The sequence below is a fragment of the Turicibacter sanguinis genome (genome assembly GCF_013046825.1).
GTDB lineage: Bacteria > Bacillota_I > Bacilli_A > MOL361 > Turicibacteraceae > Turicibacter > Turicibacter sanguinis.
Genome location: NZ_CP053187.1, coordinates 1,543,354 through 1,558,667, shown reverse-complemented (window position 1 = coordinate 1,558,667; position 15,314 = coordinate 1,543,354). Strand labels below are relative to the sequence as shown.

Here is a 15,314-nt window from a genome sequence, read left to right as displayed (position 1 = left end):
AATTAATTAGAAAATGAATAAAAAAAGTAGATTTTTTATATTAATTTTTTCACAAATCCTGTTGACTTGCCACTTACCCTCACCCTTAAACTGAGATTGTTAAATAAAACACAAAGTTTATTTGGGGAGGTTATCATCATGAATCATTTTTCTAAACGTGCTGCCGCTGCTTTTTTAGTCATGGCATTACTTACAACTGGATGTTCTGCTAATGAAGCATCAACATCATCTGATTCAGTATCTGAATCAACGCAATCAAAAGGAACACTTAAAGCTGGAACTTATACCGCAACGGGGACTGGAAACAACGGAACCATTACAGTCGAAGTTGTCTTAAGTGAAACAAAAATTGAAAGTATTAAAATTTTAGAATCAACAGAAACGGCAGGACTTGGAGATAAAGCTTTAGAATCTTTAATTGAAGAAGTCGTAGCAAACCAAACAATTGCCGTTGATACGGTAACAGGTGCAACAAATAGTTCAAGTGCGTTATTAACAGCTATTGAAACATGTTTAACAGAAGCAGGCGCTAATATTGAAGATTTTAAAACTGAAATTGCTAAAGTTGGAATCGACGAAGAAATCACAACTGAAATCGTTGTTGTTGGGGGAGGTGCTTCAGGTTCGGCTGCTGCCTTACAAGCTGTTCAAGATGGAGCAAAAGTAACATTAGTTGAAATGACGGCATCTCCTGCTGGTCAAGGAACAATGGCTGGTGGATTATTTGGAACAGATTCAACTCAACAACAAGAACAAGGTAAAACAGTAGATGGTAAATGGTTCTATGATCAATTCGTTGATACAAGTAACTATACTGCAAATGGTGGATTATTATCTAAAGTAATTCAAAACTCTGGACGCACTGTTGACTGGTTAATCGAAAATGGGGTGAATTTAATCTTAGCTCATCCTTCAACTGGTGGATATGAAGAGCATAAGTATACGCATCCTAATTCAACTATCCATGGATATGTAGATGGAGGAACTGTTGCTATTACAACATTACATGAACAAATTGTAGCACTAGGTGGAGAAGTTCTATATTCAACTAAAGCAACAGATTTAATGATTGAAAATGGTGAAATTAAAGGAATTCAAGCTGAGAAAGAAGACGGTGGAATCTTAACAATTAATGCTGATGCCGTCATTTTAGCAACAGGTGGATTTGCTGGAAACGAAGAATTAGTAACTAAATATTTTGGTGAAGGCGTAGGAAAAGGTCGCGTTGCAACAAATATCGGAACAGGTATCGAAATGGCCATCTCTGCTGGGGCTGCAGCAAGTTATGAAGATGCTATTACAATGCATTATGGAGTTAACCGCGGTGGATCATCTTGGGGATCTGCACTAAACTCTGCTTTAATTAATCCATTCTTATTTGTTGATGTTGATGGAAATCGTTTCATGAATGAAGAATCATTTATTTTCGAACCAATTAAAACATCAAATGTTATTAAATCATTACCTCAAATGACAGCTTATGAAATCTTCGATCAAACGATGATCGATATCGTTAAAGAAAAAGGAGCTGCTGGTTTAACTGATGTTTATACTGGTGAATTAGCAACTAATCCAACAGTATTTATTGAAGTTGGACACGAAGTTAACACAGCCGACGCTGCTAAAAAAGCTCATACACCAACGGATATCATGCCTGATATTGAAGCGTTAATTGAAGCAGGAAGTATTATTACTGCAAACAGTCCTGAAGAATTAGCAGAAAAATTAGGAATGGCTCACTTAGTTGATACTATCGCACGTTACAATGAATTATGTGAAACTGGTGAAGATACTGATCACTTTAAATCATCTAAATATTTAGATAAATTAGAAGGAACTTTATATGCTGTTAAAACAACTCCTTCAGTCTTCTTAGGAACTTTAGGTGGAATTGATATTAACGATAATGCTGAAGTATTAGATCCTAACGGAAAAGCAATTAAAGGATTATATGCTGCTGGATCAGAAACAAATGGAGCATATGGAAACAGCTATGTCTTCTTTGAAGGTGGAACTTTAGGATATGCTTATGGAACTGGTCGTATTGCCGGTGCAAGCGCAGCCGCAAGTTTAAAATAAAAAACATCATTGTTTACCTAACATGTCAATCCCTATTACATACATCCCTCTACTATTAGCACTAGTAGAGGGATTTTTTGTACTTTAAGCTTTCTTTTATGTTATTTTTCTCTACCCTAATATCGAAGTCCCGCATATTATAAAATTGGGATGCTATTTATCCTACCCTATTTTAAAGAAGAGTGATAAAAAATGATCTTGATTGGAATGTTACATCATCGTAAAATGCCCACTTCCATTGAAAGAACTTCTTTTTATGCCCTTGCCGCTAAAGAAGAAGGGGTAGATTTTATTTATTTTTCACCTAAAGGGGTGGATTTTAAAAATAAAGTCATTAATGGCTATGTGTATAAAGACGGAATTTGGAAACGTGCAACTAAACGATTTCCTGATGTCATTTTCAATGCAGGGAGTCCTGCAAAGCTTAATCGTTCAAAACAGATCGTTAACCGATTAAGAAAAGAAATTCCATTTACAAGTTATCCAGTAGGAAATAAAATGGCGGTATATAAGCGTTTAAAAAAGGCAAAAGTTTTTTCACGTTACTTAATTCCAACTCAAACAGTTTCTTCAACCCAAGAACTGTTGAAGTTTATACAAAAGAATGGAAAAATTGTCTTTAAACCGGTTGGTGGTCATCAAGGTGAAGGTGTAACCTTTATTGAACGAAAAGGACAAAAGTTCTTAGTTCAATTTGAAGGGGTAGATCATATCTATACCCTATCTCAATTAAATGAATTTGTGTCAAAAAGAATCCTTCATACAAACTATCTTGTACAACGCTATATTAACTCTAAAAATAGTGATGGTGAACCAACGGACTTTAGACTACATGTGCACAAAGATGGAAATAAAAAGTGGATTATATCAGTCATTTATGCACGAAGTTCTACAACAAGAAGCTTAATTACAAATGTTCATCAAGGAGCAAAAGTCGCCGTCTTAGATGACTATTTAAAAGAACACAATCCACGTCATCGAGAAGAAATGAAGAAAAAACTTGAAATCTTCGCCATAAAGCTTGCCAATCACTTAGATGATTTACAGGAAAAATCTCATCTTCATAAATTTGACGAACTCGGAATTGATATCGGAATTGATGAACACAACAATATCTGGATATATGAAGTCAACTGGCTTCCTGGCACTCCACACTCCTTCTATGGAAAGTATGGAATCGAAACTAACACTATTCGTTATGCCGCAAGCTTATGTAAAAAATGATGTGTGAATGAACGTAAGATTAGCAAAAGAATGCTACATCAGAAGATTAGGATAAGAAACTTAGTAATATGACATCAAAAGTATTTCTAATACCTAAAGTTCCTAGTCTTATTTCCTATCATTCCATTTATAAAAGACTTCCCACATACACACTTGGATAAAGCTGAACTACTCAAATGAAATCATCGTCAAAGCTATTAAATTATTGTTTACAAAAGGAAGTAATAGGTAATGAAAACCATTATATTTATAAATAGTAACAAAAACGGCTCTAGTCGTGAAGCTATTAAAGCCGCAGATAAAATGGGATACTTTACAATTTTATTAACTGATAAATCCGGATTTACAAATCGTTCAGAATACCCTGAAATAAAATTAGTGAAACGAGTCAATTTTAAAAACATGGATGAAGTTCGTAACGTCATAAGTAACTTACAAAAAACAGGTAAATTTGAAATTAAATGTATCATTAGCTTTATTGATCAATATTGTTATGTAGCAGCTCAATTAGCAGAAGAATTTGGTCTTAGTCAATTCACAACAGCTGGAATTATGAATATGGAAGATAAGTTATTATCACGAAATGCGGTTAAAAATTCTCCTTATAGCCCACGTTTTATTAAACTAAATCCAAATGAAAGTTTTAGTAAGCGTGAAGTTAAAGACTTAATTCCATTCATGTTAAAATCTCCGTCTTCAGCAGGATCTAAAGATGTTTTTAAAATTACATCGATGGATGAGTTTAACACTTATCGAAAAAGACTCACTAAAAAATATCCACAAGAGCCTCTACTTCTTGAGGAATACCTTGATGGCCCTCAATATTTAGTTGAATGTATGGTTATTAAAAAAAGCGTTCATATTGTCGCGATTATCGAGCAAGAGATTACATTTTACAATCGTTATATCATCACGGGGTATAATCTAGTGATTGATCCAAATCCAAAATTCTATGAATCTCTTAAAGTTGCTGTAAAAGATATCATTGAACTTCACGGGCTTGAAAATGGTTCCTGTCATCTTGAAATGCGCCTCGTTAATAAACAATGGAAGCTAGTTGAAACAAATCCTAGAATTTCTGGTAGTGGAATGAATGAGTTTCTTGAAATTGGATTGGGTATAAATCTTGTAAAAGAAACGTTAAAACTAGCACTTGGTAAAGAACCTGATTTAGAACCTAAACACAAAAAAAATGCATTTGCACAATATATTATTGTCAAACAAAAAGGAATCTTAGAGCGAGTCTTAGGAAAACAAGCTGCACTTACATCCCCTAATGTTAAATCAGTTTATATTAAACCTAGAAAAGGTACACTCTTAACCCCCCCAGAATCAATGGGAAATCGTTATGCTTATGTTGTAGCGATTGGAAAAACTGAAAATGAAGCCAAAAAAAATGCTAAATATGCTGCTTCAAAAATAAAATTCGTCTTAATGCCTTATACAAATCGTAATGTCAATCGAACTAATACTCGAAATCTTAGTCGAAATTCAAATCGAAAACCAAGACGTTAGCTCTTTAAATTTCCTATTTAAAACTCCAACCCTATTGGAGTTTTTATTTTGGAAAAAATTATCCGTTCGCTCTCAATTCGCATATGATAGCATTGGGGTAGTGTTTTTATCTATCCTAAGGAGAGAAAAATATGATATTAATTGGATATTTAAGCCATCGCAAAAATCCAAGAACGGTGAAGCAGGCTTATTACTTTGCAGTCGCTGCCCAAAAAGAAAATGCAGAATTTTTATTTTTTTCACCAAAAGGGATCGATATTGCAAATCGAAAAATCAATGGATATATCTTAGTTAAAAATCAGTGGAAAAAAGTTGAACGCCGTTTTCCAGATGTTATATTCAACCACGGAAATCCAGGTAAAATGGCTCATTCCCAAGATAAAATTGATGTCTTAAAACAAGAAATTCCTTTTACAAGCCATTCCATTGGATCAAAAATGACAGTTTATTATCGCTTAAAAGAAGCGAAAACTTTTTCAGAGTATTTAATTCCTTCTATTACGGTTTACTCACCTAAAGATGTTTTAAACGCTTTAAATAAATATAAAAAAATTGTATTTAAACCGAATGATGGTCATAAAGGGATTGGTGTGACTTTTATTGATAAATTACCTAAAGGATATAGTGTAAAAGTAGATCATCAGAAATTTATATATAATGAAGCACAATTGATGAGATTTGTGAAACAACGTATCAGAGGTAAAAAACATTTAATACAGCCCTGTATTAATTCTAAGACACGATATGGTGTCCCTTTTGACTTAAGACTGCATGTGCAAAAAGATGGTAATGGTGAGTGGAAAGTTGCCTTAATTTATGCCCGTGTAGCTCGTAATAATTCGTTCGTTACTAATTTAAGTAGCGGAGGATCTCGGGTTCCAATTGAAAAATTTTTACGCCAACAATACCCAAAAGAATACAGTGCCATGAAAAAACGCCTTGAAAGATTTGCATTGGATTTGGCACGGCACATGGATGAGATTCAACAACAAGTTCATTCTGAAACTTTAGATGAGCTTGGTATTGATATTGGTATTGATCAAAATAAACATTTTTGGATTTATGAAGTAAATTGGCGCCCTGGACTTCCTCATGCATTATTTGGAAAAGTAGGTGCTGAGCGCACAATGATTCAGTATACGATTTATTTAGCTAAACAACATAAATCTCACCTCAATAACCGATAAGGATAGTTGTTCCCTTCTTAATTAAGTTCAATTCATTATGATAAAGTTCTACTATTAAATACATCATATTTTTATTCCTTATAATACTTATAGCAAGATTGTCACTTAACTTAACATCGGGAACTATGAAATTCAAATCATAAGGGAGACCCACCCTAAATCATAAGGAGATATTATTATGAAAAAACTTTCAATAGGTACGATTAGAAAGGTGATTCACGGTTCTCTTGTTAAAGGAAATGATAATCTCATGATTTCTTCCGTTGTGACACAAGCAAAACAAGTAGAATCTAGTAATACCCTTCTTTTCTTACTCAATCCTAGAACTTTTGACTGGAGATTTATCAAAAAATACTTACCTTGTGCAATTGTTACAGATCGGCCTATTGGTCACTGTCCATTCGGTAATAACTGTACAATTATCAAAGTTAATAAAATAAAAGAGTCATATTATGACTTTATTGATTTTTATCGTAATCAATTTGATATCCCCGTTATCGCTGTCACTGGAACATGTGGTAAAACAACAACAAAAGATATGACACGTCATATTTTAAAGCATTTTTATAAAACAGAGGGAACCGTGAAGTCTACTAACGGGGAGTCTAAACATCTCTCTTACTTAATGAAATTAAATGATAGTGTTGAAGCAGCTGTTTATGAAACTGCCGTGGCTGCTCCTGGTTATATAAAAAAAAGCTCACGATACTTTAAACCACAAATCGGAATCATCACAAACATCGGTATTGACCACCTTGATCAATGTAAAACACTCGAAGGTTACATAAAAGCTAAAGGTGAAATGGTGAAAGCAGTTGGTGAAAAAGGAACCTTAATCTTAAATGCCGACGATGATAACATTAAAAAAATTAGCTTAGAAGATTTTAAAGGAAAAATTATTTACTATGGTGTAGGCGAGAATGCCGATTATCAGGCTTCAAACATTGAATTCGTACCTAAAGGAATGAGTTACATTTTAACTGTTAATAATAAAAGATACAAAGTTTTCATTCCTGGTTACGGTGTCCATCAAGTTTATAATAGCATGGCTGCCATTGCAGCTGCTTATGAAGTGGGAATTAGCTATCGTGATTCTATTAAACTCCTTCCTTCATTCAAACATTTAAATTCTCACTTTGAAGTTATGAAAGGATTGAATCAATGTCAGCTGATTGTGGATACTTGGAACATCAATCCTACTTCACTCGAAGCAAGTATTAAAACAATGTGTGAAATAGCTAAAAATCGTAAAAAAATAGCGCTAGTTGGTAGCATTGATGCACTGGGGAAAAACTCAAGACAACTTCATCAAAAAGTTGGGGATATGATTTGCCAGTATGATCTCGACGTATTAATCACTATAGGATCCCAAGCTAGATATATTGCTTTGCAATGTCGTCGAAATGGATTTAAAGGGAAAGTATATAGCTTTTCATCAACAGAAGGAGTGCGTCGATTATTGAATCAAATTGTTGATAAAGATACAACACTACTTACAAAATGTTCAATGCATGACCCGGCAGTCATTAACTTCGTAAATAACCTTAAACTTAAAAAATAATAAAAAAACTGTTCAGATTTAAATATACTCTGAACAGTTTTTAAATTCTATTCGACTTCTCACTTTGCTCCTCGAATTATCTCAGTCTAAATAAGTTTTTCACACTCGGAAAACTTTTACTCAAAATAGTGGAAGCTTATTCTCTTAAAGATGTTAGATTGCCCCTATCGTTCTCCTTAGTATCAACAGAAGGGCTTAAGTAGTAAGTCTGATTATAAATGTATGAATTAAAGTTCTTTTGTATATAGAATTGCATATTGCTTAATTTGTATTTTAGGATATGTTATATTTAAAACTAGGAAATCATCAATCTTTTACATTTAATAAAAGATTGTTTATCAATATGTTTTTTTTACTAGGAGGGGCTTTTAAATGTTTAACGATATTTTAATCAAACCAAACAATAATGAACTTCATGTTTATAGTTACTTTGATCGTGAATTTATTTGTAGCGTTAAATTAAATGATAAAATTCAAATAGAATGTTATGATGACATTGTTTTTCTTTCAGGAGAACTTAAACAAAACACGATTACGAATCAACTACATTTAGTTGACCGAAATGGATTTGTTTGCCCTATTGAATTTGGAACAGTTTATAAAAAGCTTTGGTTAATTGAAGATGAATCAATGTTTAATAAATTCTAATTAATGATTACTAAAAAGGTTCAGAACTCAAGTTTCTGAACCTTTTTACTTGATGTTAGTAGCTTTAGTATGACTTGAGTAGAAGTGATAAGACTCAACCCTATACTATTTTATTGGCTACTTATGAACAATGATGCTATCCTCACTTATCCTATCATTTAAAATTGATTTTCGTATGCGCCTGATTTTCATCATCCAATTAATATCATTTAAATTTAGTATCTTCCTTTTATAAGTAAATCATTGATCAGTTCACTGATTCTCAGTCTTTCATCGTATACCCATTCAACATCAAATTCAATATTGAAACTTTTACAGAATGAGTAGTATAGGTTAACCTCTTGATAGTAGGTTTCTAAATTTGATAAATTAACTTCACCTAGATGAGGTCTTGGTACTTCACCCACTTTTTGAACAAAATAGCTTTCGATGAAAAATAGTAGCGTCGATAAGACTTCATCATTATGCACATCAATTGGTAACTTCATCAATTTCCATTCCACATATTCATCCAATTTATAACGACGGACTTTATCTAAGACTAAAATATAATCACGGATATCCATCTTACGATAATACAGGGTCTCAACAGGCATTGTACTCCAAAGCGCCAGCTTTTCTTTGAGCGGTAATCCTTCAATCTGAAGTAACACTTCACTTGGTCCAATGACAGCTTGTTCAATCGGGTCATCTTCCATCTCAATCTTTTCTTTTAAAAATGAATAAGAACGTCCATACCCTGCTACATATCCGACTTCATAAATTCCAATCCTTCCTGCTCGTCCTGCAATTTGTTTGACTTCTTGGGACGTTAAAAATCGTTCTTCTTCTCCATCAAATTTGCATAAATTCATGAATACAATGCGTCGAATTGGCAAATTAACACCCATTCCAATCGCATCCGTTGACACTAAAATTAAATTTTTCTTATGCACAAAGTCATAATACTGCATTTTACGAACCTCGGGTGGCAAATCACCATAAATCACACTCGCATTGATTCCCATCTCCTTATACTGTTTTGCTAGCTGTAAAACTTTTCGTTTTGAAAAAAGGATAAAGGCATCTCCTTCTTGTGTATCCTGATGATTAAATGGCTCTTTTTCTATAACTAATGGCATAAGTCTTTCATATTCAATGACTTCAAACTCATCGCCACAATCTTTAATCATTTCAAGTAAGATTTCTTTTGCATTTAACGCCCCACAGACATGAATCTCAGAACATCGAAGCCCTAAAAGAGCACGCGTCCAAGAAGAGCCACGCTGATAATCTCCAATCATCTGAATCTCATCAATAACTGCTACATCGTAAGTCTGATCTAAATTCACTTTTTCAACCGTTGAACTTTGATGGTTTGCTTCGGGAATAATAACCTCTTCCTCCCCCGTTAATAACGTACAAGGTACCCCTTCTTTATTTAACCGTTCATAAATTTCAAGCGCCAAAATGCGAAGAGGTGCAAGATATACACCTTTTTGACTTTGTTTTAAACGTTCAATAGCTCGATGGGTTTTTCCCGTATTCGTCTGACCTAAATGCAAATAAATTTTACGTTTAAGATTTCTTGCTTCCTGATATTCATCTTTAGGGTTTTTGGGAAAATGTGTTTTAAATGAATCCGCCATTAAATTAGGAATATGACTACTGACGAGCGCCGTTAAAATACCCGATGATAAATACTCTGGAAGATGCGATTGAACAATTTCATCAAATTCAAAGCTTGTATTATTTTTGTCATTATAGTCTTCTAATAATCGAACTGATATTTCATCTAACAAGTCGCGATATTCCTTATACACTTGATGATACCCTTTAAGCGATTGACCATCCATTTCAGTCAGCACCTTTAACTTTTTTCGAACTGCCGCCTCGTGATTCCACAGGTTTCCTATCTTAGTGTGGTGCACGACTTGTTTAATGCCGAATAGCTGTTCTTTTAATTGTTTGAGGTCACGGATTTCACGTCTATTTTTTTTCATAATCATCACCTTCAACAAATTTCGACTTTCTACTCATTATTTATAGGATGGTCATTTTTTAAAAAACATTGCTCACTTTTTACTTTTCTTTTTATATGCTATACTAACAGTGTTGAAAAAATTTTTTATAAACTAAGGAGTTGTTTGTTTGATCAAGCATCGTAAAATGGATTCCGTCCTTTAAGAGAGGACATCCAATTTGTCCTCTCACAGTAGCAAAAATCGTACTACTAACTAATTGGAGGATTTAAAAATGAACTTAATTATTAGAACTGAACATGAAAAAGAATTTAACCAAATTTATGACTTTGTGCGTATAGCATTTGAAACAGCTCAAGTATCGGATGGAAACGAGCAAAACTTTGTCAATGAGCTTCGCGCCAGTGAAAACTATATTCCTGAACTTGCCTTAGTCGCTTTAGTTGACGGAAACATTATTGGACATATCATGTTAACAAAATATATCGTTCAAGATTTGAATCAAAATCATGACGTTTTATTACTTGCTCCACTTTCTGTTGACCTAAATTATCGCGGTCAAGGTATAGGTTCAAAACTTGTCATGAAAAGTTTTGAGCTAGCTCGTAAGATGGGATATACAGCTGTTGTATTAGTTGGGGATCCTGCTTACTATCAACGATTCGGCTTTAAATCTTCTGTTGATTTTGGCATCAACTGTCATGAAATTCCTGCTCAGTACATTCAAGCTTGTGAATTAGTTGAAGGAAGTTTAGATAACGTCTTTGGCACTCTTACATTCTAATGAAAACACCTTTAGGAAACTCCCTAAAGGTGTTTTATTTTTAGTCCAAGTAGTGTCGCTAATTGAAGAGCCTGTTCTGGTGAGACACTTAATCCTTTTAAATTTTCCATTGGAATTACAATTCCGTCTATCTTACAGTTTGAAAAATCGAGACCATTCAATGAGGTGTGAATAAATTCTGCTATCTCTAATTGATTTTCTTCAAATGCAACTTTATTAAACTGACATTCATTAAAACTTCCATGTGAAAACTGATTACTTAGTAAATTTACTTTTTTAAACGTTGAAAAGGAAAAGTTGATATATCGTCCACTATTTTCTTTAAATAGTGTTTGTTGGATGCCACAGTTTGAGAAATCACTTCCTGTCAGACGACAGTTTTGAAAAATACAACGATGTATAATTCCATCAGGCATTTTAATATTAGACAAATCACAGTTTTCAAAAATCGTATCCGTTAAATCAATATGATCAAATTCACATTCTAAAAACACAACATTTTTAAAATGACATTGATTTAAACTTAGACGCTCAATGGATAAATATGAAATTTCTTCGTTTTCAAATTGCATCCCATGAATGTAGTAGTCTTCTGCCAAGCACTCTGTGAAGGTAAGGTTATGATTTAATTTCCCTGTTCTTTTCGGTTTCTCAATTTTCTCCATTGTCTACTTCTCCTCTACTTATAAATCATTTCGTATAATCTATTTATTTTCTCATTTAAGGTATGTATACTAAAAATTCCCGCTTCTTTGATATATTCTTTCCCCTCTATGAATAGAATCGTAGCGGGAACGGAATAGACGCCAAAGTGTGATGAAATTTCAGCATCCTTATTCACATCTATTATCCGCATTTCAATTTCAGGATACTGCTCTATTAATTTTTCTACTTTCGGTAATAACGCAAGACAAGCACTACATTGGCTTCCTTTAAAATAGAGCAACATCATTTGATGTGTTGAAAGTTGTTGAAGCAACAAATCTTTATTCATATAGGGCTCCTTTTTGTCTCATTCTTAATAAGTATTATTATATCCTGATATAGTTTTAATCTCACCTTAATTTATAAAAAAGGTTCGCTCTTATTGAGAGCGAACCTTTTTGGCTTAATCGACTGATTTAAGTGATTCTACCATTTCGATTTTTTTCAATTTATAATACATTGCAAAGTTTACTACGAAGGCGAATAAAATAGTTAAGCCTGCTGAGTAAATAAAACTTAGTGGAGCAATTTGTCGTCCAAACATCATATTATCAAGTTCGACTGTGAGCATGATATAACGATGTAGTAAAATTCCAAGTCCAAGTCCAACAACCGTTCCAATCAAGGTTAAAATGATATTTTCTCGATAAATATAAGCTGAGACTTCTTTATCATAGAATCCTAATACTTTAATCGTTGCAATCTCACGCATACGTTCTGAGATGTTAACATTCGTTAAATTATACAAGACGACGAATGCTAAAGCTCCGGCAGAAATAATCATTAATAAAACGACATAGTTCAAATTCTGAATCATGTTATCAAAATTACTTCCAATCGATGAGTTCCAACTTATCCCACTTACACCCGCTTGATTCATATAATCTGATGAAACCGCCTCTTCAAGTTCTAACGTATCATCATTAGCAACACCTAAAATACTTTCAAATGTTGGCGTCTCATTAAATAATTCTTCATAATAAGTTGGTGATAAATAAACATAATGGAATAAATAATTTTCAACAATTCCCTCTACTTTAGCCTCTGCTTTTTTACCATCGGCATTTTCAATCGTCACATTATCTCCAACTTTAACCCCCAATTGTTTACCTACTTTCTCACTCAACACGACTCCATATTCTGGAAGTTCAACCTTTTCTTGTGTCACACGATTTCTGAGTGAAACAAATGGATCTAAATCAGCAACTGAATGGGGAACGAAGACATTAACATCTTTTGTCACGTCATCATCAGATAGTTTACCATTCTCACTATGAATTGATAAAACGCCCTGAATTCTCGGATCATTTTGTAGCTCAGTAACTAGTGCTTTTTCATCTGAAAGTGAAATATCTTTATTTAACTTCATCGTCATATTATATTTAAATATTTCTCCAAATTGCGTATCCACAATTGTACGAATTGAATCTTTAACTCCAAATCCTGTTACAAGTAACGCCGTACATCCCGCAATTCCAAAGACTGTCATGAAGAAACGTTTTTTGTAACGGAATAAGTTTCGTACCGTTACTTTCGCAATGAAGTTTAGGCGATTCCAAATGAATGGAAGACGTTCTAGTAAAATTCTTTTCCCTTCTTTCGGTGCTTTAGGTCGCATTAAAATAGATGGTGTTTCTTTTAATTCCGCATTGACTGCAAAGAATGCTGATAAGGTTGTGACCCCTACTGCAATAAGTGTTGCAATGATTACCAATGGCCAACTAAATACTAAAATAGTATCTGGTAAAGTATACATCATACCATAAGCATCAATCACAACATTCGGGAAAACATTAAATCCGATTATGGTTCCTAAAATTGCCCCTGTCATACTTGCTAGTGCAGCATAAACTAAAAACTTCGATGCAATTTTGACTTTACTATATCCTAATGCTTTTAACGTTCCGATATTTAATCGTTGTTCATCTACCATGCGTGTCATTGTTGTTAAACAAACTAAGGCAGCAACTAAGAAGAAGAAAATCGGGAAGATTTGTGAGATGGCTTCAATACTCGAAGCCGCATTTTTATAATCTACATATGAATAATGAGAATCTCGATCTAGCACATACCATTCTGGATAAGTCATATCATTAATTTGATCCTGTGCTTCTTGTAGCTTTTCTTCGGCCTCTTTAAATTGTTCTTCTGCTTCGGCTTTTCCATTTTCATAGTCCGCTTCAGCTTTAATTAATTCTGCTTCACCTTTTTCAATTTCATCTTCTGCTGTCTTAAACTGTGCATAAGCATTTGATTTTTCCGTTTCTAATTTAGCTTTTTGCTCTGCTAATTCTTGTTTTGAAGCTTGAATCGTACGTTTTCCAGCTAAAATTTGATTTTCTCCATCAATTAAGGCTTGTTTATTTTTCTCAAGTTCAGCTCTTCCGGCATTTAATGTCTGTAGCGCTGATTCATAACTTTGTAAGATAGGAGCAAGTTGCGCTTCAATAGCCACTCTTTGTTCATCTGTTAAATCTGGATTTTGTAGTGAGGCTTGTAGTTGATTTTTATAGGCATCAAGTTGTGCAACTTGTTCTTCCCCAGATTTAAGCTGTGCCTCAGCAGCTGCTATTTGAGACTGTGCACTTTCTTTTTGAGCTAAAAAATCATTATACGCACGATTTAACTCATCCTCTGCTTGTGTTAACTGTGCTTCCCCCTGTGCAATTTGTTCCTCAGCTGATTGAATCGTACTTTCAAACTCTGCTTTATTAGAAGCAAGTTGAGCTTTTCCGTTTACTAAATCTTGTTTCGCTGTTTCGATTTGACTTGCGGCATCCTCAAGTTCTGCTAGTGCCTCTGCTTTTTGCCCCTCGTATTCTATTCGATTTTTATCAAGTTCTGACTGTGCTTCTTCCATCACTTCATCATATCGATGCTTTGTTTGAGTTTCGCTTAGCACTTCAATTTCATCTACTACGTGAGACACTGTGTCTTTATACTGATCTGAGAATGTATCAAGAGCTTTTGTGTTCGATAAACTCACATACATTTCAGTATAGATATCTGATTTAAAATCACTTTGTGGAATCATCATAAAGCTTGAGATATTTCCGCTCCCGATATTTGATGTTCCTTTATCTGCTGACAAATAATATGGCGTTTCAACAATTCCAACGATCGTATATTCAGTTGTTTTTAATGTATCACTTAACGGGTCATCTGTCCCTGATTGTAATTGTATTTTTGAACCTAGTTCAATTGAGCCAAGATATTTACTTTTTTCAACAACAGCTTCTCCAGATTTTTCAGGTAATCGCCCTTCAACTAGTTTAACTTGGTTAATATAATCTGGATTATTTGAATTTAAGTTATCAATTGGTAAGGCATGCAATCTGATAACTAATTCATTATCTTGATATTTTGTTAAAACATCTTGTGTAAAGGTTGGAAAAACCCCTGACACATCATTTAAACCTTTAACAGCTTCAACATCCTGATCGGTGAAACCAAGGGTAGAGATTAATCTCAAATCCATGAAATTATAATCATCATAGTATTGATCTACTGTCTTTTGCATAGCAAGCGGAGCAGATTTGATTCCGACAAAGAAGGCAACGCCAAGAGCAGAGATCATTAGAATCGACATAAATCTTCCTAATGATTTTTTGATATCACGGAAGGTATCTTTTGTTAAACTCTTACTCATT

Annotated in this window: 11 protein-coding genes; 7 read left to right on the top strand and 4 right to left on the bottom strand. The window is 33.8% G+C overall.

The features are described 5' to 3' along the window. Positions 1–138 precede the first annotated feature (138 nt). The 6 genes from HLK68_RS07565 (at position 139) to HLK68_RS07540 (ending at position 8,214) form a co-directional block, all read left to right on the top strand. Positions 139–2,079 (top strand): FAD-dependent oxidoreductase, encoded by a 1,941-nt coding sequence (locus HLK68_RS07565; RefSeq protein ID WP_006784190.1) that lies wholly within the window; start codon positions 139–141, stop codon positions 2,077–2,079. Positions 2,080–2,271: 192 nt separating this feature from the next. Then, positions 2,272–3,303, top strand: coding sequence for a YheC/YheD family endospore coat-associated protein (locus HLK68_RS07560; protein ID WP_006784191.1), 1,032 nt, complete (start codon positions 2,272–2,274; stop codon positions 3,301–3,303). Between the two features lie 231 nt (positions 3,304–3,534). Further along, complete coding sequence (locus tag HLK68_RS07555) at positions 3,535–4,818, top strand: ATP-grasp domain-containing protein (RefSeq protein WP_006784192.1); 1,284 nt, start codon at positions 3,535–3,537, stop codon at positions 4,816–4,818. A gap of 131 nt (positions 4,819–4,949) precedes the next feature. Next, positions 4,950–6,005 (top strand): YheC/YheD family endospore coat-associated protein, encoded by a 1,056-nt coding sequence (locus HLK68_RS07550; protein ID WP_006784193.1) that lies wholly within the window; start codon positions 4,950–4,952, stop codon positions 6,003–6,005. Positions 6,006–6,183: 178 nt separating this feature from the next. Further along, positions 6,184–7,566 carry a Mur ligase family protein gene (locus tag HLK68_RS07545; protein WP_009606359.1) on the top strand — a complete coding sequence of 461 codons (1,383 nt, stop codon included), beginning with the start codon at positions 6,184–6,186 and terminating at the stop codon, positions 7,564–7,566. Between the two features lie 372 nt (positions 7,567–7,938). Further along, positions 7,939–8,214: a hypothetical protein gene (locus tag HLK68_RS07540; protein WP_006784195.1), complete on the top strand. Its 276-nt coding sequence runs from the start codon at positions 7,939–7,941 to the stop codon at positions 8,212–8,214. A gap of 215 nt (positions 8,215–8,429) precedes the next feature. On the opposite strand, the gene HLK68_RS07535 is transcribed toward HLK68_RS07540, so the two are convergent. Further along, entirely contained in the window at positions 8,430–10,196 is a 1,767-nt protein-coding gene (locus tag HLK68_RS07535) for a helicase-related protein (protein ID WP_132942539.1), read from the bottom strand. A gap of 253 nt (positions 10,197–10,449) precedes the next feature. Between HLK68_RS07535 and HLK68_RS07530 the strand changes: the two genes are divergently transcribed. Then, positions 10,450–10,959 (top strand): GNAT family N-acetyltransferase, encoded by a 510-nt coding sequence (locus HLK68_RS07530; RefSeq protein WP_009606368.1) that lies wholly within the window; start codon positions 10,450–10,452, stop codon positions 10,957–10,959. A gap of 23 nt (positions 10,960–10,982) precedes the next feature. Here the strand turns inward: HLK68_RS07530 and HLK68_RS07525 are convergent, their stop codons facing one another. The 3 genes from HLK68_RS07525 to HLK68_RS07515 form a co-directional block, all read right to left on the bottom strand. After that, positions 10,983–11,624 carry a pentapeptide repeat-containing protein gene (locus HLK68_RS07525; RefSeq protein WP_006784198.1) on the bottom strand — a complete coding sequence of 214 codons (642 nt, stop codon included), beginning with the start codon at positions 11,622–11,624 and terminating at the stop codon, positions 10,983–10,985. Positions 11,625–11,638: 14 nt separating this feature from the next. Beyond that, entirely contained in the window at positions 11,639–11,953 is a 315-nt protein-coding gene (locus HLK68_RS07520; RefSeq protein ID WP_006784199.1) for a thioredoxin family protein, read from the bottom strand. 114 nt (positions 11,954–12,067) lie between these two features. Then, positions 12,068–15,313 carry an FtsX-like permease family protein gene (locus HLK68_RS07515; protein ID WP_155222808.1) on the bottom strand — a complete coding sequence of 1,082 codons (3,246 nt, stop codon included), beginning with the start codon at positions 15,311–15,313 and terminating at the stop codon, positions 12,068–12,070. Between the last annotated feature and the right edge of the window lies 1 nt (position 15,314).

Coding starts and splice junctions, on each gene's coding strand:
- HLK68_RS07565 (WP_006784190.1), top strand. CDS start 139: ATGAATCATTTTTCTAAACGTGCTGCCGCTGCTTTTTTAGTCATGGCA.
- HLK68_RS07560 (WP_006784191.1), top strand. CDS start 2,272: ATGATCTTGATTGGAATGTTACATCATCGTAAAATGCCCACTTCCATT.
- HLK68_RS07555 (WP_006784192.1), top strand. CDS start 3,535: ATGAAAACCATTATATTTATAAATAGTAACAAAAACGGCTCTAGTCGT.
- HLK68_RS07550 (WP_006784193.1), top strand. CDS start 4,950: ATGATATTAATTGGATATTTAAGCCATCGCAAAAATCCAAGAACGGTG.
- HLK68_RS07545 (WP_009606359.1), top strand. CDS start 6,184: ATGAAAAAACTTTCAATAGGTACGATTAGAAAGGTGATTCACGGTTCT.
- HLK68_RS07540 (WP_006784195.1), top strand. CDS start 7,939: ATGTTTAACGATATTTTAATCAAACCAAACAATAATGAACTTCATGTT.
- HLK68_RS07535 (WP_132942539.1), bottom strand. CDS start 10,196: ATGAAAAAAAATAGACGTGAAATCCGTGACCTCAAACAATTAAAAGAA.
- HLK68_RS07530 (WP_009606368.1), top strand. CDS start 10,450: ATGAACTTAATTATTAGAACTGAACATGAAAAAGAATTTAACCAAATT.
- HLK68_RS07525 (WP_006784198.1), bottom strand. CDS start 11,624: ATGGAGAAAATTGAGAAACCGAAAAGAACAGGGAAATTAAATCATAAC.
- HLK68_RS07520 (WP_006784199.1), bottom strand. CDS start 11,953: ATGAATAAAGATTTGTTGCTTCAACAACTTTCAACACATCAAATGATG.
- HLK68_RS07515 (WP_155222808.1), bottom strand. CDS start 15,313: ATGAGTAAGAGTTTAACAAAAGATACCTTCCGTGATATCAAAAAATCA.